The sequence below is a fragment of the Mesorhizobium sp. B2-8-1 genome, from assembly GCF_006440955.1.
In the GTDB taxonomy this organism is placed as follows: domain Bacteria; phylum Pseudomonadota; class Alphaproteobacteria; order Rhizobiales; family Rhizobiaceae; genus Mesorhizobium.
In genome coordinates this window covers 107,452-129,336 of record NZ_VFTX01000010.1, presented here as the reverse complement: position 1 = coordinate 129,336, position 21,885 = coordinate 107,452, and the positions used below count along the sequence as shown (strand labels likewise).

The window sequence follows — 21,885 nt, the reverse complement described above, 5'->3', positions numbered from 1 at the left end:
CCATGACCTGTTTCCTCTGCCTGCAATGCGGCGTCCAGTTCGCGCAGAGCGAAGCGCCGCCTCGGCATTGTCCGATCTGCGAGGACGAGCGGCAATATGTGCGCTGGGAAGGCCAGGCCTGGATCACACCGGAAGAGCTCGCCGCCGGGCATCGGATCGTGATGAAGGATGATGCCGGCGTGCTCGCCTTCGGCATCGAGCCGCGCTTCGCCATCGGTCAGCGAGCGCTGCTGGCGCAGACGCCGCACGGCAATGTGCTGTGGGACTGCATCTCGCTTGTGACCGACGAGGCGGTGGCCGAGATCAAGCGCCGGGGCGGTCTCGCCGCGATCGCCATCTCGCACTGCCACTACTATTCGGTGATGGTCGAATGGAGCGAGGCGTTTGGCGGCGTGCCGATCTATCTCCATGACGACGACCGGCAGTGGATCATGCGGCCGCACCCGTCGATCGTCAGCTGGCAAGGCGAGACACTGGACCTGAACCCGGCGTTGACGCTCATCCGCTGCGGCGGCCACTTTGCTGGCGGCCAGGTGCTGCACTGGAAGCGCGAAGGCGGCAATGCTCTCCTGGCCGGCGATATCTTGCAGGTGACGCCGACCCGCCGCCACGTCAGCTTCATGTACAGCTATCCCAACTACATCCCGCTCAATGCGGCCGCCGTGCGCCGCATCGCGGCCGCGCTGGAGCCTTTCACATTCGATGACATCTACGGCGCGTGGTGGAACCAGAACGTTATCGGTGGCGCGAAACAGGCGCTGGCGGCCTCCGTTGCGCGCTATCTCACGGCGATCGCGTGAGGATTGCAGACGGCACGCTCGAAAATGCGGGCAAATCTCGTAACAAACGCCTATCTTGTTGCGAATAGAGATTGCAATCAACAATGAGCCGTCAAGGCCGAGGAGTTTTCTGCATGGACACCCACGCCTATCCCGTCACCCGCACCGACGCCGAATGGCGCGCCCGGCTGACGCCTGAGCAATATGCCGTCATGCGCAACCATGGCACCGAACGCCCGGGCAGCTGTGCGCTGCTTCACGAAAAGCGCGCCGGCACCTTCTTTTGCGTCGGCTGCGACCAGCCGCTGTTCGAATCCAAGCTGAAGTTCGAGAGCGGCACCGGCTGGCCGAGCTTCAACGACCCCGTTCCCGGTTCCATCGAGACCACGACCGACCGCAGCTACGGCATGGTCCGCACGGAATGCCATTGCGCTCGCTGCGGCAGCCATCTCGGCCACGTCTTCGAGGACGGCCCGCCGCCGACCGGGCTGCGCTACTGCATCAACGGCGTGGCGCTGAGATTCGAGCCGGCCTGAGCGAGGCCTCGCCAATGTTTTCTGCGAAGGGCGGCCTCGGCCGCCCTTTTTCGTGCAGCATTGTCAGACGACGACTGTTGCGATCAGCCAGAGCGCCGAACCCAGCATAGCAAGGGAGGCCTTGGCGCCACCGGTTCGCTCCGCCGTCCGCCAGACGGCCGAAGTCAGGAAGATGTTGTAGGGCACCGGCGCGAAATGCACCGCCAGCACAAGACCGAGCGGCATCTTCAACCCCAGCAGAATGAGCGCCGCCACGGACGATGCAACGTTGATCGCCGTGCCGACGAGCACCATATCGCGCCAGAACAGCCGGTCGAGCCGCACCTGGCCATCCCAACGCGAGCGGAAGAAATCCGCGAGCATCGGCGGTCTATCCCTGTCCCAGAACTTCGGTGACGGCGCACTCGAACCGCGAGCATTCGGTCACCAGCCAGTCGGTCATGGCCGGCCAATTGTCCTCGGCAAAGCAGTTGACCCGCCACTGTGAATTGATGCCGAGGTTTTGTGCGCTCTGCTCCGGCCTGAGCTTCAGCCGTTCCTCGATCGCCGGCTGAAACGGCTTGAGGCGCACCCAGACGTCGGTTGCGCCAAGCTTCTCGTTACGGCCGAAGAAGACGCCGACCACATTCTCGCTCGGCGCCACGTACATGGAGAGCACCAGCGCAAATTCCGGCAGCCCGCGCTGCCAGAACCAGGGCCCTCGCCTCGCCAGCCGGGTTCTTTCTTCCGGGTGACGCTCGGCAAACAGCGTCCAGAAGCCGCGTTGGCGGAACTCCGAGGCCCTTCGGCCGCCGAAGTCGAACTCACTCATCGCCGACCCCGGACGTCACGAGATGCCTCGCCTTACACCATGCCGAGGGCGGCCTTGTAGAGGTCCAGGATGGACTCCTCCTCCTGGCGCTCGGCCTGGTCCTTCTTGCGCAGCCGGATGATCGCGCGCATCGCCTTGGTGTCGAAGCCGGTGCCCTTGGCCTCGGCGAACACTTCCTTGATGTCGTCGGAAATGGTCTTCTTTTCCTCCTCGAGCCGCTCGATGCGCTCGATGAAGGCACGCAACTGGCCGGCGGCAACAGTCTGGCTGGTCTCTGTGATATCGTCGGCCATGTTTTTCTCCAAAAAATCGGTGCTTCGCCGCGACTCGGGGGAACCGTGCCGCCGCAAATTTCTGCGGTTCGATGCCCGACCAGGGACCGCGGGTCAAGCGGTTATCGAACAGGCCGTCAGGGCTGCCGACAGAAGCCGACAGTCTGTGCCTCTCTCTTGCGAGCTCTCAATTGAAGGCGATCAGCAGGTCCTTGGCATCGATCTGGTCGCCGGCCTTGACCAGCACCTCGGCGACCGTGCCGTCACGCTCGGCATGCAGCGCCGTTTCCATCTTCATCGCTTCGATGGAGAGCAGCACGTCGCCGGCCTTGACGGCCTGGCCGGCGGCCACCGCGAGCGCCGAGACGACGCCCGGCATCGGCGCTCCGACATGCGCCTCGTTGCCGGGTTCGGCCTTGCGCCTTGCCTTGGCGGCGGACGCGCCATGCGCCCGGCCGGGCACCTTGACGCGGCGCGGCTGGCCGTTGAGTTCGAAGAACACGGTGACCATGCCCTTGTCGTCCACGTCGCCGATCGCTTGGCAGCGCACGACCAGCGTCTTGCCCTTCTCGATGTCCACGAACACCTCGTCTTCGGGCTTCATGCCGTAGAAATAGGTCGGCGTCGGCAGCACGCTGACGGGACCGTAGGTTTCCTGCGCGGCCGCGAAGTCCGAGAAGACCTTCGGATACATCAGCCAGGAAGCGAACTCGTATTCGCTGAGCTTGCGCTCGAGCTTCCGTTCGATCTCCTTGCGGCTGGCCTTGAGGTCTGCCGGCTTCAGCAGCGAGCCCGGCCGCGCCGTGATCGGCCTGTCGCCCTTCAGCACTTTCTCCTGCAGCGCCTGCGGCCAGCCGCCAGGCGACTGGCCGAGATCGCCGCGCAGCATCGAGACGACCGAGTCCGGGAAGGCGATGTCCCTCGCCGGGTTCTCGACGTCGGCGACGGTGAGATCCTGGCTGACCATCATCAGCGCCATGTCGCCGACCACCTTGGACGACGGGGTCACCTTGACGATGTCGCCGAACATCAGATTGACGTCGTGATAGGTCTGCGCCACCTCGTGCCAGCGCGTCTCCAGCCCAAGCGAACGCGCCTGTTCCTTGAGGTTCGTGAACTGTCCGCCCGGCATCTCGTGCAGGTAAACTTCGGACGCCGGCCCCTTGAGGTCGCTTTCGAAGGCGGCATACTGGTTGCGCACCGCTTCCCAATAGAAGGAGATCCTCCGGATCCATTGCGGGTCGAGCCCGGGATCGCGCTCGGTGCCCTTCAGCGCCTCGACGATAGAGCCGAGGCAGGGCTGCGAGGTGTTGCCGGAGAACGCATCCATCGCCGCGTCGATGGCGTCGACGCCGCTCTCTACCGCCGCCAGAACCGTTGCCGCTGAGAGCCCCGATGTATCGTGTGTGTGGAAATGGATGGGCAGGTCTGTCGCTTCGCGCAGCGCCTTGAACAGCACGCGCGCGGCGCTCGGCTTCAACAGCCCGGCCATGTCCTTGACCGCTATGATATGGGCGCCGGCCGCCTCGAGCTCTTTCGCCAGCCCGACATAATATTTCAGGTCGTACTTCGCCCGCGTGGGATCGAGAATATCGCCGGTGTAGCAGATCGCGGCCTCGATCAGCTTCCCCTCGGCGCCAACCGCGTCCATGGCGACGCGCATGTTCTCGACCCAGTTCAGGCAGTCGAACACCCGGAACAGGTCGATGCCGCCTGATGCCGCCTGTTTGACGAAATGCTGCACGACATTGTCGGGATAGTTGGTGTAGCCGACGCCGTTGGCGCCCCGCAGAAGCATCTGCAGCAGGAGGTTGGGCGCCGCCTCGCGTACCAGCGAGAGCCGCTCCCAGGGATCCTCGGTGAGAAAGCGCATGGCGACGTCGAAAGTGGCGCCGCCCCAGCATTCAAGCGAAAGCAACTGCGGCAGGGCACGCGCATAGGTGCCCGCTATGCCGGCGATGTCGTGCGTGCGCACACGCGTCGCCAGCAGGGATTGATGGCCGTCGCGCATCGTCGTGTCGGTGACCAGCACCTCTTTTTGCGTGCGCATCCAGGCGGCGAATTTTTCCGGACCGAGCACGTCAAGCTTCTGCTTGCTGCCGCCGGGCACATTGCCGTTGAGGTAGGGCACCACGGGTGCGGCGGCATCGGCTTTCGGCTGCGGCCGGCCGCGCGTCTCGGGATGGCCGTTGACGCTGACGTCGGCAAGATAGTTGAGCAGCTTCGTGGCGCGGTCCTGGCGCTTGACCTGCTCGAACAGCTCCGGCGTCGTGTCGATGAACTTGGTCGTGTAGGAATTGTCGGCGAAGTTCGGGTGATTGATGATCGCTTCGAGGAAAGTCAGGTTTGTGGCCACGCCGCGGATGCGGAATTCGCGCAGCGCCCGGTTCATGCGTGCGATGGTCTCGGCCGGCGTCGGCGCCCATGCGGTCACCTTTTCCAGCAACGGGTCATAGAAGCGGGTAATGACCGCGCCCGAATAGGCGGTGCCGCCATCGAGGCGGATACCGAAGCCGGTGGCGCCGCGATAGGCAGTGATGCGGCCATAGTCCGGGATGAAATTGTGCTCGGGATCCTCGGTGGTGATGCGGCACTGCAGCGCGTGGCCGTTCAGCCTGATGTCCTTTTGTGCCGGAACGCCCGATTCCGGCGTGCCGATGGCGAAGCCGTCGAGAATGTGGATCTGCGCCTTGACGATGTCGATGCCCGTCACCTGTTCGGTGACGGTGTGCTCGACCTGGATGCGCGGATTGACCTCGATGAAATAGAACTTGCCGGTGTCGGCGTCCTGCAGGAACTCGACCGTGCCGGCGCCGATATAGCTGGTTTCGCGCGCGATCTTCAGCGCATGGCCGCACAGCTCCTGGCGCAGCTCCTCGCTGAGATAGGGCGCGGGCGCCCGCTCGACGACCTTCTGGTTGCGGCGCTGGATCGAGCAGTCGCGCTCGAACAGATGCACCGCATTGCCACTGGTATCGCCCAGGATCTGCACTTCGACATGGCGGGCGCGCTCGATCAGCTTTTCGAGATAGACCTCGTCCTTGCCGAAGGCGGCTTTCGCCTCGCGCTTGCCCTCCGTGACCTCGCGGGCGAGATCGGCCTCGGCTCGGATGGCGCGCATGCCGCGGCCGCCGCCGCCCCACGAAGCCTTCAGCATCAGGGGATAGCCGATCTCCGTGGCAAGTTTCTTGAACGCCTCCATGTCGTCCGGCAACGGATCGGTGGCGGGAATGACAGGCACGCCGACCTCGATGGCCAGATTGCGCGCCGCGACCTTGTTGCCAAGCCGGCGCATCGTCTCCGGCTTGGGCCCGATGAAGGTGATCCCGGCTTCGGCACAGGCCTCGGCGAATTCGGGGCTTTCCGAAAGCAGTCCATAGCCGGGGTGGATCGCATCGGCGCCCGACAGCCTGGCGACGCGGATCACCTCCTCGATCGAGAGATAGCTTTCGATCGGCCCCATATCCTTGTTGAGGTGCGGCCCGCGCCCGACCTGGTAACTCTCGTCGGCCTTGAAGCGATGCAGCGAATATTTGTCCTCCTCGGCCCAGATCGCCACCGTTTTGAGGCCGAGTTCATTGGCCGCGCGAAACACGCGGATGGCGATTTCGGACCGGTTGGCGACGAGGATCTTCGTGATGGCCAAGGATTGGGCTCCAGCAGCGGAAGGGAAGAGCAAGCGGCGCCATGATTAGCGTGAAAATGCTGCAGTGCAAACAAAATTTGACGCGCGTTTAAACCGATTTAAACCCGAGTCTTCGCCTTGAGCGTGGCCCCAAACGGCTGAACATCAGGGAAAGCCGCCGCTGGCCTCAAAACGAGGATCTTTGCCAGATAATAAACGCGCGATCGCTGCTTCCGTAAAAGAAAATGCCCGGCGCGAGGCGCCGGGCATTCCGTGAAGTCAATGCGGACAGGCTTACATCTTCTGGACGTAGGTGTACTTGCCGTCGTCGCCCTTCTTCCACTCGTACATGACGTAGCCGGGCAGCGTCGGGTCACCCTTGGCGTCGTAGGAGAGGTCGCCGAGCACGGTCTTGAACGGACCCTTCTCATGCAGCGCCTTGGCAACTTCCTGCGGGTCGTTGGACTTGGCAGCGGTGGCTGCCTCGGCGATCGCCTGCATGGCTGCGTAGGCGTAGAGCGTATAGGCCTCCGGCTCGAAGCCCTGCGCGCGGAACTTCTCGACCAGTTCCTTGTTGGCCGGGATCAGGCGAGGGTCCGGGCCGAACGTGTTGAGTGTGCCCGCGACCGCGTCGCCAGCGATCGAAGCCAGTTCGTTCGACACGATGCCGTCGCCGGAAACCAGCGTCGCCTTGAGGCCCTGGTCGGCCGCCTGGCGGATGATCAGGCCGGCTTCAGTGTGCAGGCCGCCCCAGTAGATGATGGAGACGCCGGCTTCCTTCATCTTGGCGATCAGCGCCGAGAAGTCCTTGTCGCCGACATTGACGCCTTCATACATGACTTCCTTCACGCCCTTGGCGTTCATAGCCTTCTTGGTCTCGTCGGCAAGGCCCTGGCCGTAGGTGGTCTTGTCGTGCACGACGGCGATCTTGGCGTCCTTGAAATTGGCCGCCAGATAACCGCCGGCGATGCCGCCCTGCTGGTCATCGCGTCCGCAGGTGCGGAACACGTTCCACAGGCCGCGCTCGGTGAACTGGGGGTTGGTCGCGGCAGGCGTAATCTCGACGATGCCGTTTTCCGCGTAGACTTCCGACGCCGGAATGGAGACGCCCGAGTTGAAGTGGCCGACCACGAACTTGACGCCGTCGCCGACGAACTTGTTGGCGACCGAGATGCCTTGCTTCGGATCGGAGACGTCGTCGCCGACTTCGAGCTTGATCTGCTCGCCGTTGATGCCACCCGCCGCATTGATGTCGGCGACCGCCTGCTCCGCGCCCTTCTGCAACTGTGCGCCGAAGGCGGCATTCGGACCCGTGATCGGGCCAGCAACGCCGACCATTAGATCAGCCCACGCATTGCCGCTGAACGCGATCAGCGCGGTCAGGGCGACGGCGGACAAAAGTGATTTTTTCATTTAAACGCTCCCATTAACGGAGTGGGCGTGGATGAAGCTTTCATGCGATGCCCACCCTTATCGCAGAAAGCATAGTTTGCCGATTTTCAGGCACTTGTCACGCCGATTCATCCCCGAAACGGCGTTAATGATGAACGTCAACCTTTCGGTTTCCAGCTCAAGATTGAAGCTCTTTCGTAGAGCCAATTATACTGTGTCACCATCTGATTGGTTCGTGTGTATTGATAGCCGACGAAGCCGAGGATCATCAGTACGATGGTATCGACGACATAGTAATGCAGCGAGAACATCGTGCCGTTGAACAGCGCGTGATGGATGAAGCGGATGCCGATGCCGAGACCCAGCAGATAGGCGAACAGCTGGACGAAGCTGCGCCAGGTCTGGGCACTGGCCTTGCCGGTCATCCATGCCGCCCAGCCGCCGAGCAGGCAGGTGACGAAGAAGAACTGCCAGATGGACGGTTCCTCGTAGAGAATGCCTTGCATGGTAAGGACTCCTGAACTCAGTGATGGCCGCCTTCGAGATAGGCGGCGCGCACTTCCGGATTGGCGAGCAGTTCCTTGCCGGTGCCGCTCATGGTCACATTGCCGTTGACCATGACATAGCCGCGCGTCGCCAGCTTCAGCGCGCCGAAGGCGTTCTGCTCGACCAGGAACACGGTCAGCCCCTGCGTGCGGTTCAGCTCGCGAATGGCATCGAAGATCTGTTTGACGATCAGCGGCGCAAGACCGAGCGACGGCTCGTCGAGCAGAAGCAGCTTCGGCCGCGCCATCAGCGCGCGCCCGATCGACAGCATCTGCTGCTCGCCGCCCGACAGCGTGCCGCCGCGCTGGGCGATGCGCTCCTTCAGGCGCGGGAACAGTGCGAACACCTTCTCGACGTCCTCGTCATAGTGCTTGAGGTTGTCGAGGCTGGCGCCCATCTGCAGATTTTCCATCACCGTCATGCGCGGGAAGATGCGCCGGCCTTCCGGCGACTGGGCAATGCGCAAGCGCGCGATCTCGTGCGTCGGCAATTGGGTGATGTCGGCGCCGGCGAAGGTGATGGTGCCCGCGCGGGCGCGCGGCGCTCCAAAAATGGTCATCATCAGCGTCGATTTGCCGGCGCCGTTGGCGCCGATCAGCGCCACGATCTCGCCCTCGTTGACGGTGACGTCGACGCCGTTCAGCGCACGGATGTTGCCGTAATAGGTCTGCACGCCCTTGATATCGAGCAGCGTCTTCCCGGCCATCACTTGCCCCCTCCGCGCTTGGCCCGAACGGGCTTGCCCGCTCCTGTCGCGGGCTTTGCTGCCTGCTTACCGGAAGCATGGCTCGTCGCCACCTTGCCGGCGTCGACGCGGCGCGAGAATTCCGTGTCCTTGCCCTGGCTCAGCAGCCTGGCCTGCTTGACCCATTCTTCGCGGGCGATGCGTCCGTCAAAGGCGAGATACGCTTCGACGGCCTCGACATCGGCCTTCTTCCAGGCGCCGATCTGGTCGAAGTGGAAGATGCCGTGTTCGTTGAGCTTCTTCTCGTTGACCGCGCCGATCCCCTTGATGCGGGTGAGATTGTCGGCCTTGCCGCCGCGGGGCGCCGCCAGGCGGTTCGAGATGCCCGCGGCCTTCGCGGCCGGCGTCTTGGCCCCTGTCTTGACACTCGCCTTGGTGGCCGGCTTCGCCACCGGCTTGGTCCGCGAAGCAGGTGCTGGCGCGACAGCCTTGGCCGCAACGCTCGCCGCCCGCGCATCGACCTGCGCCGCCTTCGAGGCGCCCTTCGACACCGTGATGCGCTCGCCTTCGCTGTGGCCGACCGTGTCGCTCACCGGGCCGGCGAGATAGGACGACGATGTTCCCGGACCATGCGCGGCATCGGGACCGGTATCGAGTTGCTCGATGACGTCCTCGTCGCCGACTTCGGTCAGCACGGTCTCGACCTCCTCGTCGTCGACGCCGAGATAGGCGGCGATGACGCGCGGATCGGTGCGCACCGACTGCGGATTGCCGTCGGAGATCTTGCGGCCGTATTCCAGCACCACGACGTGATCGGAGATCTGCATGACCACCGACATGTCGTGCTCGATCAGCAGGATCGAGGTGCCGGTGTTGTTCTTGATGTCCATCAGCAGGTCGTTGAGCGCGGCCGATTCCTTTGGATTGAGACCGGCGGCGGGCTCGTCGAGGCACAAAAGCTCCGGGCCGGTGCACATGGCGCGCGCGATCTCGAGGCGCCGCTGCGCGCCATAGGGCAGGTCGCCGGCCGGATCGTCGGCGCGGTCGACCAGATCGGCTTTCTCAAGCCAGTGCTTGGCAAGTTCGACGGATTCGGCCGAGGCCTTGCGGTAACCGCTGAAGCCGAACAGGCCGAGCACCGTATAGCCCGAAGCCTTCATCAGCTTGTTGTGCTGGGCAACGAGCAGGTTCTCGAGCACCGTCATGCCCGAGAACAGGCGGATGTTCTGGAAGGTGCGCGCCACCTTGGCGCGCGCCGGGATCTCATGGTTGGGCAACCGTTCGAGCAGGTAGATCGAGCCGTCCTGCCGGGTGAGCGTGATCATGCCTTCCGACGGCTTGTAGAAGCCGGTGATGCAGTTGAACACGGTGGTCTTGCCGGCGCCGTTGGGCCCGATCAGCGCGGTGATCTCGCCGCGCCTGGCGGTGAAGGACAGGTCGCCGATCGCGACCAGGCCGCCGAACTTCATCGACAGGTGTTCGACGTTCAGGATGGCGTCGTTCATGGAGGGGTTCGCGTTCATCAGCCGTGCCCCTCCTTGGTGAAGGAACTGGAGACAGCCCTTCGCACCTTGAGGAAGGCGGTCGGCTCACGGCTGCCGACGAAGCCGCGCGGCTTCCACAGCATGACGATCACCATGGCCATGCCGAACAGCAGCATACGGTAGAGTTCCGGCGTGAAGTCGGGTCCGAAGACCTGCTTGAGGAAGTCGAGTTCGCGCAGCACCTCGGTGCCGCCGATCATGACCAGAGCCGCGACGGCAATGCCGACCAGTGATCCCATGCCGCCAAGCACGACGATGGCCAGGATGATGGCCGATTCCAGGAAGACGAAGGATTCGGGGCTGACGAAGCCTTGCCGGGCGGCGAAGAACGAGCCGGCAAAACCGCCGAACATGGCGCCGGTGGCAAAGGCGGTCAGCTTGGTGGTCGTGGTGTTGATGCCGAGTGAGCGGCAGGCGATCTCGTCCTCGCGTAAGGCTTCCCAGGCGCGGCCGACCGGCATGCGCCTCAGCCTGACCGTGACGAAGGCGGTGAGCAGCGCCAGCCCCAGGATGAGGTAATAGAGGAAGATCTTGTAATAGGCGCTCGATGTGGCGATGTTCAGCACCTTGCCGATGTAGTTCGGATCCGAGACGTTGAAGCTCATCAGGCCGAAGAAGGTGACCTTCGGGATGCCGGAAATGCCGGCCGAGCCATTGGTCACCTCGCGCCAGTTGATGATCACCAGCCGGATGATCTCGCCGAAGGCAAGCGTCACGATGGCCAGGTAGTCGCCGCGCAGGCGCAGCACCGGAAAGCCGAGCAGCACGCCCCAGAAGGCGGCCATGGCGCCTGCGGCCGGCAGGAGGATCCAGAAGGAGAGGCCGTAATGCGTGCCGAGCAGCGCATAGGCATAGGCGCCGACGGCATAGAAGGCGACATAGCCGAGGTCGAGCAGGCCGGCCAGACCGACGACGATGTTCAGCCCCCAGGCCAGCATGACATAGATCAGGATCTGGATGCCGAAATTATCGACCCATTTCAGCGACCCTTGCAGCCCGCCGACGAGCGACCACGACATCAGCGACAGCATGCCCACGACAATCATCGGATAGAGCACCAGTGCGGCGATGCCGAGTTTTGTGAAGTTGGCATGGATGAAGCCGCGGAAATAGTAGATCACGCAGGCCAGCGCGTAGATGACCGCAAGGGCGCGCAGGAATTGCAGATAGCCGGCCGGCTCCGCCCCTACCCAGCCGGCGAGAGACCTGCTGAAGACGAACAGCAGCGCCGCGACGATGACGGCCACGATGAAGGCTGGAAAGAGGAAGAAGCGCGACGCCACGCTGGCCGGCAGCAAGCCGGTGGCGACGTCGGCGATCTTCTGGTTGGCCAAAAAGGGCTGGCCGTAGGCGACATAGAGGAAGCGGCCGACGGCGGTGGCGATGACCACTGCGGCGAGCAGGCCCCAGCGCTGCACCAGGATCAGCTCGTTTGAGATGTTCTGGTCGGTCTTGAGCCCGATGAACAGCACGAACAGGCCGAGCGCGATGGCACCGGCATAGAAGGCCTCGCGCAAGGCGCGCTGCATGGGCGTGGCTGCGACGGTGTCGCGCTCGGGAGATACGGTGACGGCCATGATCTCAGACCTTTTCGACTTCTGGCCGGCCGAGAATGCCGGAAGGCAGGAAGATCAGCACGATAGCCAGGATCGAGAAGGCGGCGACATCCTTGTAGTCGATCGAGAAATAGGCCGACCACATGCTCTCGATGAAGCCGATCAAAAGGCCGCCCAGCACCGCGCCCGGCAACGAACCGATGCCGCCCAGCACCGCTGCGGTGAATGCCTTCACGCCGGGCACGAAGCCGTCCGAGAAGGCGATGACGCCGTAATACATCAGGAACAGCGTGCCGGCGACGGCGGCAAGTGCCGCGCCCATGATGAAGGTGATCGAGATGGTGCGGTCGACATCGATGCCGAGCAGCGCCGCCATCTTGCGGTCCTGCTCGCAGGCGCGCTGCGCCCGGCCAAGCGAGGTCTTGTTGACCAGGTACCAGAACAACACCAAGAGCAACGCGGTGACGACGACGATGATGATCTGCTTCAGCGACACGCTGATGCCTTCGATGTTGTAGACCTTCGACACCATCGGCGGGATCGGCTTGTTGCGCGGGCCTTGCGTCACCTGCACGAAATTCGACAGCGCGATCGACATGCCGATGGCGGTGATCAGCGGCGCCAACCGGAACGAGCCGCGCAGCGGCCGGTAGGCCACCTTCTCGATCGTCCAGTTGTAGAGGCTGGTCAGCAGCATCGCCACGATCATCATCACCAGCAGCGCGATGACCACGGGAACCGAATAGAACAGGGCACCCAGGATGAGGAAAACGATCAGCGCCGTGAAAGCGCCCACCATGAAGATATCGCCATGAGCAAAGTTGATCATGCCGATAATGCCGTAGACCATCGTGTAGCCGATCGCGATCAGCCCATAGATCGATCCCAGCGTCAGCCCATTGATAAGCTGCTGGACAAAATACTGCATGTGTACATGGCTCCCCTGGAATGTCGCCCATGCAGACGCATTCCTTTTCGTATTTCCCCTAGTCGTAAAGTTTCGAGGCGGGATTGCAACGTCATTTTTTGATCGTCATGCGTGTTTCCGACTGCACGCCGTTCGATTGCCCGTTTTTTCGCACCCGCCCCCTGGACTATCGCGGACCCTATCATTGGCATAACGCAATGTCTTTGACGATTAAGCGTCATCATGCGCTCCATTTCGAAGAAATCGCCGTCAAAATAAGTTGATGAGACGATTCGTTGCGCTCGTGACAGCAATCCTTTTTGTCCTTCCCGACCTTCCGCAGCGTGATGAATCGCCTATTTGACGACGAAGCCGTGCGCGAACGGATCGCGGTCATCGATGAAGATCGTGTTGAGCCCGGTCATGCGCGCCCAGCCGCCGATCGAGGGAATGATCGCCGGCTTGCCTGCGACCGTGACGTCTTTTTCAACCTTGCCCTTGAACAGCGAGCCGATGATCGATTCATGGACGAACGCATCGCCGGCCTTGAGCTTGCCCTTGGCATGGAGCTGCGCCATGCGTGCCGAGGTGCCCGTGCCGCACGGTGAGCGGTCGATCGCCTTGTCGCCGTAGAAGACCGCATTGCGCGCGTCCGCACCCGACACCGTCGGCTCGCCGGTCCACAGCATGTGCGACAGCCGGTTGATACCCGGATTCTCCGGATGCACGAAAGAGTATTTCTCGTTGAGCCGCTGCCGCACCACCGGGCTCCAGGCGATGAGGTCGCCCGCCGAATGGTCTGCCATGTCGCGATAGTTTTTCTGCGGCTCGACGATGGCGTAGAAATTGCCGCCATAGGCGACGTCGACGACGATCTCGCCGAGCCCGGGGCATTCGACCGTCAGGCCCTCGGCATGGAGGAAGGAGGGCACGTTGGTGATGCGCACCTCTTCGACATATTCGCCGACCTGTTTGTATTCGGCGATGACCAGGCCGGCCGGTGTGTCGAGCCTGAGCACGCCGGGCGTCGTCGGCTTGATCAGCCCGTGCTCGATGGCCATCGTCACCGTGCCGATGGTGCCGTGGCCGCACATTGGCAGGCAGCCCGAGGTCTCGATGAACAGGATGGCGATGTCGCAATCCTCACGCGTCGGCGGGTAGAGGATCGAGCCGGACATGACATCGTGGCCGCGCGGCTCGAACATCAGGCCGGTGCGGATCCAGTCATATTCGGCCAGGAAATGTGCGCGCCGCTCCATCATCGTCGAACCCTGGAGCAGCGGGCCGCCGCCGGCGACCAGCCGCACCGGGTTGCCGCAGGTGTGGCCGTCGATGCAGAAGAAGGATTTCCTGGCCATGACGCTCCTCGAAAAATCAAAACCGTTGTGGACTGAAGGGGGCCACGTCGATCGGCGGAGTCTGCCCCAGGACAAGCTCGCGGATCAACCGTCCCGTCGCAGCAGCCTGGGTCAGGCCAAGATGGCCGTGGCCGAAAGCGTAGACCACCGGCCGGCTTCCCGATGCGCGGCCCACGACAGGCAATGAATCCGGCAGCGAGGGACGAAACCCCATCCATTCGCGTCCGCCCGAAGGATCGAGGCCCGGCAGGAAGTCTTGCGCCTTGCGCAGCAGCGCCTTCGAGCGCGCGTAGTTGGGCGGCCGCTCGATGCCGCCGAGCTCGACCGCGCCGCCGATGCGCAGGCCCGTGTCGAGCGGCGTGATGACGAAGCCTTGGCCGGAGAAAATCAGCATCCGCTTCACCTCGAAGGCGGTCTTTGGCAACGTCGTGTTGTAGCCGCGCTCGGTTTCGAGCGGAATGCGGTCGCCGAGCTGCCGCGCCAGCAGATGCGACCAGGCGCCGGCGGTGACGACCAGTTGCCGGGCTTGCCGCGTCGTGCCGTCGGCCAGCGTCAACGTCGCGCCGTTCCCGTCCGCGGCGACGCCGGCGATGCGGGCCTTCTCGAACCGCGCGCCCTTGGATTGCGCATAGTCCCAGATCGCCTTGCCGAGCAGTTTTGGATCGGCGACCGTCTTCCAGCCCGGCACGAACGTGCCCTTGCCGAAACGCGGCGACAGGCCGGGCTGCAGCTCCGCCAGCTCCTCGCCGCCGACATGGCGGAAGCCGATACCGAAGCGCTGGCGCGCCGCCCAGCCGGACAGCGAGGCCTGGAATTCGGCTTCGCTTTCGTAGAGTTCAAGCGAGCCATCCTCGCGCAGCATCCGCCTCGTGCCGGAGCGGTCGAGCAGGCCCATCCATTCGGCCTCGGCGAGCGCCATCATTGCGGCCTGCGCCGCCAGGCCAGCCTCGTAGTGCTTCGCCGAGCCGGCACGCCAGAAGCGGATCAGCCAGGGCAGCAGCTTCGGCAGGTAGGCGGGCGGGATGGCGAGCGGGCCGAGCGGATCGGCCAGCCATTTCGGCAATTGCCGGAGCATGCCCTTGTGCGCCAGTGGCAGCACGTCGGAAAAGGCGAAGGCGGCGGCATTGCCGGAGCTCGTCTCCTCGCAGATGCCGGTGCGGTCGTAGACCGTGACGTTTCGCCCCGCCTCGGCAAGAAACGCCGCCGCGCAGATGCCGATGATGCCGCCGCCGACGATGGCGATATCCATTGCTTCCCCCTGTTCACGGGGGGAAGGCGCCCGCAGGGCGGGGCGCCGCCGCGCTTCCATCGATTTGGAACTTCCTGTCACCTGGGCGCCGCCTCTCGGAAGAAAGCCTCAGAACGCCGGTAGTGTCGGCCGCACCGCCAGTGCGTCCTTGACGATCTTCTCGACCGCCTTGCGGCGCTCGCCCGACAGCGGCTGGCGCGGCATGCGGACGCGGTCGTTGGTTTGAATGGCGAACACCTCGGCAAGCTTGATGTTCTGCACCAGATAGGTCGAGACGTCGAGATCAAGCAGCGGCCGGAACCAGCGATAGATGGCGAGCGCCTCTTCGCGGCGGCCCCGCTGCATCAGCTGGTAGATCGCCACCGTCTCGCGCGGGAAGGCGGTGACGAGACCGGCCACCCAGCCGATGGCGCCCACCGACAGCGCCTCGAAAGCGAGATTGTCGACGCCGGTAAACAGGTCGTAGCGGCTGCCCAGGCGATTGATGATCTCGGTCGAGCGCCTGATGTCGTCGGAGGATTCCTTGATGGCGACGAAGCGCTTGTCCGACGCCAGCTCCTCCATCTGGTCGACGGTGACATCGACGCGGTAGGCGAGCCGGTTGGAATAGATCATGACCGGCAAGTCGCCGGCCTCCGCGACGGCGCGCAGCGCCGCCACCGTCTCTTCCGCATTGGTATGGTAGATCGGGCTGGGCACCACCATCAGGCCGTTGGCGCCTTCCTTGGCGGCGCGGCGGGCGATGCTGGCGGCCTCGCGTGTCCCGGCCTCGTTCACCGTCAGCAGCACCGGTTTCTTGCCAGCCACCTTCTGCGCGGTTTTCAGCACTTCAATCTTTTCGTCATGGGACAGCATCGGCCCTTCGCCGAGCGATCCGCAGACGATGATGCCGTCGCAGCCGGCCTCCATCTGCAAGCCGAAGCAGCGCTCCATCTCGGCATGGTCGAGGCGGTCGTCCGTGGTGAATTTAGTCGTGACGGCTGGGAAAACTCCGGTCCACATGGTCATCGCTCCTCTGATATATCAGCCGTATATCTATTAAGAAAGCCGCTGTCAACACGGATTCTCCTATGATATATGCAAAATATATCAGGAGACCGCCTTTGATATCCATGCAAATGAGCGCTGCGTTCGAGCCAGCTGCGACCAAGGCCTACCGTATGCTCGAGCATATGATTGTCACGCTCGAACTGGCGCCGGCGAGTTTCGTCACTGAAGGCGGCCTGATCGAGAAGCTGGCGCTCGGCCGTACGCCGGTGCGCGAGGCGATCCAGAGGCTGGCTTGGGAAGGACTGCTCGACGTGCGGCCGCGCGCAGGCATCGCCATCGCGCCGCTGCACCCCGGCGACTGGCTGCGCGTCCTCGACGCGCGCCGCGGCGTCGAGGTGGTGCTGGCCCGCTCCGCGGCGCGCTTCGTCACCCGCGACGCAGCCGACCTCTTCCACGATGCCGCGCTTGCCATGCAGAAGGCTGTCATCTCCGGCAACGTGCTTGCCTTCATCCAGGCCGACAAGACGCTGGACGAGGCGCTGGCGCGGGCTGCCGACAACCCGTTCGCGGCCAGGCTGGCTGCCCCGCTGCAGACCCACAGCCGCCGCTTCTGGTTCCGCTACAAGGCCGATACCGGCCTGGCGGAATCGGCCGAGCATCACGTCGCGCTGATCCGCTCGATTGTCGACGGTGACGAGGAAGCCGCCGCGAAGGATGCCAAGCGGCTGATGGCATTGCTGCGCGCCCATGCCGAGGCGGCCGCCACACGTTGAAGCATACCGCCCGACACCGACCTCGGTTCAGGACAGTGCATGCCCAAGACTACGCGTCGCCTGAACCGCTTCGACGCGATGAGGCTCAGGCTCCTGGCAAGGCCGCCTTGATCGTCGGGCTGTCCCAGCCCTCGCCGACGGACAGGATGCAACTCTGGCCCTTGGTGTCGGAGGCGAGGACGGTCCAACTGCCCTGTTCGGAAACGAACACCTCAAGCACCACGTTGGGATTGATCAGGCCACGCCCGGCCTCGCTTTCGTGGAAATTCTCGCCGAGCGCCTTGACGATGTCGGCGCGTGCCGCACATTGGCCGGCTGCATTCGCCGGCCCTATCGATAGCGCCGCCGCGGCGCATAGCAGCATGGACATAAGACGTTGTGCCATCGGACACCTCCTTGCGCCCGACGATGCGATGCTAACGGTCAGCCGTCGGCGCTCTGGTTGCCTGCCATGCCTCCTCCAGGGCAGGATCGTAGCTCTAAGTCCTGGCGCCCTCGCCGGTTCCATCACATTAGCGTTTGCAAAATAAACGGCCCGAGCCAGGGGACTCGGGCCGTAGATTTTTGGGTGGTCCTGCCGGCCCGCGCGGCCGCAGCCGAAGGCGAGGACGCGCAAGCGGACAAGCGTCCGGCTAGTTCATCGTCGGGATGACGAAATCGGCCCCGTCCTTGATGCCGGCCCGCGCGCCCGCAGCCGAAGGCGAGGACGCGCTATCGGACAAGCGTCCGGCTAGTTCATCGTCGGGATGACGAAATCGGCCCCGTCCTTGATGCCGGACGGCCAGCGCGAGGTGACCGTCTTGGTCTTGGTGTAGAAGCGGAACGCGTCCGGACCGTGCTGGTTGAGATCGCCGAAGGACGACGCCTTCCAGCCACCGAACGTGTAGTAGGCGATCGGCACCGGGATCGGCACGTTGACGCCGACCATGCCGACCTGCACCCTGGAAGCAAAGTCTCGCGCGGCGTCGCCGTCGCGCGTGTAGATGGCGACGCCATTGCCCATCTCGTGGTCATTGGCGAGCTTGATGGCGTTCTCGTAGGTCGGCGCGCGCACCACCGACAGCACCGGCCCGAAGATCTCTTCCTTGTAGATGCGCATGTCCGACGTGACGTTGTCGAACAGGCAGCCGCCCATATAGTAGCCGTTCTCGTAGCCCTGCATCTTGAAGCCGCGACCGTCGACGACCAGCTTGGCGCCTTCCTTGACGCCGATATCGACATAGCCCTTCACCCGCTCCAGCGCCTGAGCGGTGACCAGCGGGCCAAAATCGGCGGCGGAATCCGTCGAGGGGCCGACCTTCAGGCTTTCGACGCGCGGCACCAGTTTTTCCATCAGCCGGTTGGCGGTGTCGTTGCCGACAGGGACCGCCACCGAGATCGCCATGCAGCGCTCGCCGGCCGATCCGTAGCCCGCGCCGATCAGTGCATCGACGGTCTGGTCCATGTCGGCGTCGGGCATGATGATCATGTGGTTCTTGGCGCCGCCGAAGCACTGCACGCGTTTTCCCGACGCAGTGCCGCGCGAATAGATGTAATGAGCGATCGGCGTCGAGCCGACGAAGCCGATAGCCTTGATATCGGGGTCGTCAAGGATGGCGTCGACGACTTCCTTGTCGCCGTTGACGACGTTGAGGATACCGGCAGGCAGGCCCGCCTCGATGAACAGCTCGGCGATGCGGATCGGCACGCCCGGGTCGCGCTCGGAAGGCTTCAGGATGAAGGCGTTGCCGCAGGCGATCGCCGGCGCGATCTTCCACAGCGGGATCATCGCCGGAAAGTTGAACGGCGTGATGCCGGCGACGACGCCGAGCGGCTGGCGCATCGAATAGACGTCGATGCCGGGGCCGGCACCGTCGGTGAATTCACCCTTCATCATGTGCGGCGCGCCGATGCAGACCTCGACCACTTCGAGGCCGCGCTGGATGTCGCCCCTGGCATCGGCGATCGTCTTGCCGTGCTCGCGCGCCAGGATGTCGGCCAGTTCGTCATAGTCGCGGGCGACCAGTTCAAGGAACTTCATAAGGGCGCGCACGCGGCGCTGCGGGTTGGTCGCGGCCCATTTCGGCTGCGCCGCCTTGGCGTTCTCGACCGCCGCGCGCAGTTCCGCCTGCGAGGCCAGCGCCACCGTGCCGCGCACAGAGCCGTCCATCGGCTGCATCACGTCCTGCTTGCGACCGCTGGTGCCGGCGACACGCTTGCCGCCGATGAAATGACCGTATTCGATCATGATGTCTCTCCCTGGGTTTGTGATGGTGCATTGTCCGCCTTTGGCACGCCGATGGCAACGCGAGGGAGAACGCAACCGTTGTGCGGAAAATAGACAACGGTTGACGGGAGAGCATCAATTCTCGCAAATGGGAAGGATCACGAAGACGACGCCCAAGGATTGGCAGGTTGAGTTCCTTCACCACAGAACGCGACATTGAAAATTGTCATCCGGACCATCCCCATGAACTGGGATGACGTCCGCATCTTTCTCGCCGTGGCGCGCGCCGGGCAAATCCTTGGCGCGGCGAGGCGCCTGGAACTCAATCACGCCACCGTCTCGCGCCGCATCGCCGCACTTGAAGACGCGCTGCGCACGAAACTCTTTCGCCGGCTGACCACCGGCAGCGAGCTGACGCCCGCCGGCGAGCGCTTCCTCGACATTGCCGAGCGCATGGAGGGCGACATGATCGCCGCCCGCTCGACAATATCAGGCGAAGGCGACGACGTTTCGGGCACGGTGCGGATCGGCGCGCCGGACGGGTTTGGCGTCGCGTTCCTCGCCCGGCGCCTCGGCGCACTGACCGCGCTGCACCGTGAATTGACGATTCAGCTCGTACCGGTGCCGCGCTCCTTCTCCCTGTCTCGCCGCGAGGCCGACATTGCCATCACCGTCGAGCGGCCGACCGAGGGCCGGCTGGTAGCGGGCAAGCTGGTCGACTACTCGCTCGGCCTGTTTGCCTCGCGTGCCTATGCTGAAGCCCACGGCCTGCCCCAGACCGCTGCCGAGCTGGGACGGCACACATTGATCGGCTATGTGCCGGACCTCATCGTCAGCCCATCGCTCGACTACGCCGCCGAATTCAGCGCGGACTGGCGCACCAGCTTCGCCATTTCCTCCGCGCTCGGGCAGGCCGAAGCGGTGCGGTCGGGCGCCGGCATCGGCATCCTGCACACTTTCGTCGCCCGCTCGATGCCGGAACTGGTGGCCGTCGACGTGGTGGCTCCCATCCGCCGTGCCTACTGGCTGGTCTATCACGAATCGGTCAGGCCGCTGCGCCGCGTCCAGATCGTTGCCTCCTTCATTACAAAGGCGGTGGAGCGGGAGAGAAATCTTTTCGTCTGACGCATGTCGGCCATCGCAGCTTCTTCCACGACACGGAGAACGGCATGATGGTGCTCGACCCCGCCTTCTTCGCCAGATGACGAGTATCTCGCCCATTCCAATCGGTCGCCACCGAAGTGACCATCCGGTGGGCTTACCGGCTGCTGTTCTACGAGGGCTGGGTGAAACAGGCGTTCTGACGCGATATCCCCCGGCCGCGCCCGCCGATGGCGAGCGGGCGGCGTCTATTTCAGATAGCGCTCCTGCGCCAGCGCGCGGGCGTCGATATCGGGCACTTTGTTCGAGATGATGTCGGCCAGCACCTTGGCCGAGCCGCAAGCCATGGTCCAGCCGAGCGTTCCATGGCCGGTGTTGAGGTAGAGATTGGAAAGCTCCGTGCGCCCGATCAGCGGCGGCCCGTCCGGCGTCATCGGCCGCAGGCCGCACCAGAACGTCGCCTCCCGCATGGCGCCGGCTCCCGGGAACAGGTCGCCGACCGAGTGTTCGAGCGTGCGCCGTCGCGATTCGTGCAGCCGGAGGTCGAACCCGGAAATCTCGGCCGTGCCGCCGACGCGGATGCGGTCGCCGAGCCTCGTGATCGCGACCTTGTAGGTTTCGTCCATCACCGTCGACACCGGCGCGGCGGCGGCATCCTTGATCGGCACCGTGATCGAATAGCCCTTGACCGGATAGACCGGGATCGGCCGCTTCATCCGGCGCATGAAGTCCGACGAATAACTGCCCAGCGCCATCACATAGGCGTCGGCGGTCAGCCAGCCCTTGCTGGTGCTCATATTGTTGACGCGGTTGCGGCTGCGGATGACGCGCCATATCGTCGTGTCGTATTCGAACTTGACCCCGCGTGCCACGCAAAGCTCGGCCAGCCTGTCGGTGAACATCTTGCAGTCACCGGTCTCGTCGCCCGGCAGCCTCAGGCCGCCGACGAATTTTTCGCGCACCGCGGCCAGAGCCGGTTCCGCCGCGATGCAGCCGTCCTGGTCGAGAATTTCGTAGGGCACGCCATATCTCTTCAGCACCTCGACATCGCCTGATGTGCCGTCGAGCTGCTTTTGCGTGCGAAACAGCTGCAGCGTGCCCTGCGTCCGCTCGTCATAGGCTATGCCGGTTGCCTCGCGCAGCGCCTTCAGCGTGTCGCGGCTGTATTCGGCCAGCGGCACCATGCGCGATTTGTTGACCGCGTAGCGTTCGGCGGTGCAGTTGCGCAGCATTTTGACCAGCCACGTCCACATATGTGGATCGAAGGCCGGCCGCACCACCAGCGGACCATGCTTCATCAGCAGCCATTTGATCGCCTTGAGGGGGATACCGGGCCCGGCCCAAGGCGAGGCATAGCCGGGCGAAATCTCGCCGGCATTGGCGAAGCTGGTTTCCAGTCCCGGCCCTTTCTGGCGGTCGATCACGGTCACCTCGTGGCCAGCCTCGGCGAGATAATAGGCCGTGGTCACCCCGATCACGCCACTGCCCAGCACCATGATTTTCATTCATTCACTCCTTGCCGCGCCGAGCGTCCTCAGGACGCCCGTGGACGCGG

General features: G+C 64.1%; 20 protein-coding genes. 4 read left to right on the top strand and 16 right to left on the bottom strand.

What is annotated here, in order from left to right; genetic code table 11:
* Positions 1–2 precede the first annotated feature (2 nt).
* On the top strand, positions 3–800 hold the full coding sequence (locus tag FJ428_RS23565; protein ID WP_140649968.1) for an MBL fold metallo-hydrolase: 798 nt from the start codon (positions 3–5) through the stop codon (positions 798–800).
* A 113-nt stretch (positions 801–913) separates the two neighbouring features.
* Positions 914–1,315 carry a peptide-methionine (R)-S-oxide reductase MsrB gene (msrB, locus tag FJ428_RS23560; protein ID WP_140649967.1) on the top strand — a complete coding sequence of 134 codons (402 nt, stop codon included), beginning with the start codon at positions 914–916 and terminating at the stop codon, positions 1,313–1,315.
* A gap of 63 nt (positions 1,316–1,378) precedes the next feature.
* Here msrB and FJ428_RS23555 read toward each other — a convergent pair whose 3' ends face one another.
* The 13 genes from FJ428_RS23555 to FJ428_RS23495 all read right to left on the bottom strand — a co-directional run bounded on the left by FJ428_RS23555 (position 1,379) and on the right by FJ428_RS23495 (position 16,262).
* Positions 1,379–1,678: a hypothetical protein gene (locus FJ428_RS23555; protein ID WP_140525026.1), complete on the bottom strand. Its 300-nt coding sequence runs from the start codon at positions 1,676–1,678 to the stop codon at positions 1,379–1,381.
* A gap of 7 nt (positions 1,679–1,685) precedes the next feature.
* Entirely contained in the window at positions 1,686–2,126 is a 441-nt protein-coding gene (locus FJ428_RS23550) for a hypothetical protein (protein ID WP_140517533.1), read from the bottom strand.
* A 32-nt stretch (positions 2,127–2,158) separates the two neighbouring features.
* Complete coding sequence (locus FJ428_RS23545; protein ID WP_140493089.1) at positions 2,159–2,419, bottom strand: DUF2312 domain-containing protein; 261 nt, start codon at positions 2,417–2,419, stop codon at positions 2,159–2,161.
* Between the two features lie 166 nt (positions 2,420–2,585).
* Positions 2,586–6,044 (bottom strand): pyruvate carboxylase, encoded by a 3,459-nt coding sequence (gene pyc, locus FJ428_RS23540; protein ID WP_140880348.1) that lies wholly within the window; start codon positions 6,042–6,044, stop codon positions 2,586–2,588.
* 273 nt (positions 6,045–6,317) lie between these two features.
* Complete coding sequence (locus FJ428_RS23535; protein ID WP_140517531.1) at positions 6,318–7,436, bottom strand: branched-chain amino acid ABC transporter substrate-binding protein; 1,119 nt, start codon at positions 7,434–7,436, stop codon at positions 6,318–6,320.
* A 137-nt stretch (positions 7,437–7,573) separates the two neighbouring features.
* Positions 7,574–7,921: a DUF6867 family protein gene (locus tag FJ428_RS23530; RefSeq protein ID WP_140493080.1), complete on the bottom strand. Its 348-nt coding sequence runs from the start codon at positions 7,919–7,921 to the stop codon at positions 7,574–7,576.
* A gap of 17 nt (positions 7,922–7,938) precedes the next feature.
* A complete protein-coding gene (locus FJ428_RS23525) occupies positions 7,939–8,667 on the bottom strand; it encodes an ABC transporter ATP-binding protein (RefSeq protein ID WP_140493077.1) in 729 nt (242 codons plus the stop codon).
* Entirely contained in the window at positions 8,667–10,169 is a 1,503-nt protein-coding gene (locus FJ428_RS23520; RefSeq protein ID WP_140580111.1) for an ATP-binding cassette domain-containing protein, read from the bottom strand. The genes FJ428_RS23525 and FJ428_RS23520 overlap by 1 nt, the downstream gene beginning before the upstream one ends.
* A complete protein-coding gene (gene livM / locus FJ428_RS23515) occupies positions 10,169–11,767 on the bottom strand; it encodes a high-affinity branched-chain amino acid ABC transporter permease LivM (RefSeq protein ID WP_140880347.1) in 1,599 nt (532 codons plus the stop codon). The genes FJ428_RS23520 and livM overlap by 1 nt, the downstream gene beginning before the upstream one ends.
* A 4-nt stretch (positions 11,768–11,771) precedes the next feature.
* The gene (locus FJ428_RS23510) at positions 11,772–12,674 is read right to left on the bottom strand and encodes a branched-chain amino acid ABC transporter permease LivH (protein WP_140493067.1); all 903 of its coding nucleotides are present in this window, start codon (positions 12,672–12,674) and stop codon (positions 11,772–11,774) included.
* Between the two features lie 335 nt (positions 12,675–13,009).
* Positions 13,010–14,011 (bottom strand): 4-hydroxyproline epimerase, encoded by a 1,002-nt coding sequence (locus FJ428_RS23505; protein ID WP_140554899.1) that lies wholly within the window; start codon positions 14,009–14,011, stop codon positions 13,010–13,012.
* Between the two features lie 16 nt (positions 14,012–14,027).
* On the bottom strand, positions 14,028–15,320 hold the full coding sequence (locus FJ428_RS23500) for an FAD-binding oxidoreductase (RefSeq protein ID WP_181167378.1): 1,293 nt from the start codon (positions 15,318–15,320) through the stop codon (positions 14,028–14,030).
* A gap of 48 nt (positions 15,321–15,368) precedes the next feature.
* Positions 15,369–16,262: a dihydrodipicolinate synthase family protein gene (locus FJ428_RS23495; protein ID WP_140880346.1), complete on the bottom strand. Its 894-nt coding sequence runs from the start codon at positions 16,260–16,262 to the stop codon at positions 15,369–15,371.
* A 116-nt stretch (positions 16,263–16,378) separates the two neighbouring features.
* Between FJ428_RS23495 and FJ428_RS23490 the strand changes: the two genes are divergently transcribed.
* Positions 16,379–17,023 (top strand): GntR family transcriptional regulator, encoded by a 645-nt coding sequence (locus FJ428_RS23490; RefSeq protein WP_224518934.1) that lies wholly within the window; start codon positions 16,379–16,381, stop codon positions 17,021–17,023.
* 85 nt (positions 17,024–17,108) lie between these two features.
* Here the strand turns inward: FJ428_RS23490 and FJ428_RS23485 are convergent, their stop codons facing one another.
* Both FJ428_RS23485 and FJ428_RS23480 read right to left on the bottom strand, forming a co-directional pair.
* Positions 17,109–17,408, bottom strand: coding sequence for a hypothetical protein (locus FJ428_RS23485; RefSeq protein WP_140517526.1), 300 nt, complete (start codon positions 17,406–17,408; stop codon positions 17,109–17,111).
* Between the two features lie 345 nt (positions 17,409–17,753).
* On the bottom strand, positions 17,754–19,250 hold the full coding sequence (locus FJ428_RS23480; protein WP_140880345.1) for a CoA-acylating methylmalonate-semialdehyde dehydrogenase: 1,497 nt from the start codon (positions 19,248–19,250) through the stop codon (positions 17,754–17,756).
* 222 nt (positions 19,251–19,472) lie between these two features.
* Between FJ428_RS23480 and FJ428_RS23475 the strand changes: the two genes are divergently transcribed.
* A complete protein-coding gene (locus FJ428_RS23475; protein WP_140517524.1) occupies positions 19,473–20,354 on the top strand; it encodes a LysR family transcriptional regulator in 882 nt (293 codons plus the stop codon).
* Between the two features lie 224 nt (positions 20,355–20,578).
* Here FJ428_RS23475 and FJ428_RS23470 read toward each other — a convergent pair whose 3' ends face one another.
* On the bottom strand, positions 20,579–21,835 hold the full coding sequence (locus tag FJ428_RS23470; RefSeq protein ID WP_140493047.1) for a D-amino acid dehydrogenase: 1,257 nt from the start codon (positions 21,833–21,835) through the stop codon (positions 20,579–20,581).
* Positions 21,836–21,885 lie beyond the last annotated feature (50 nt).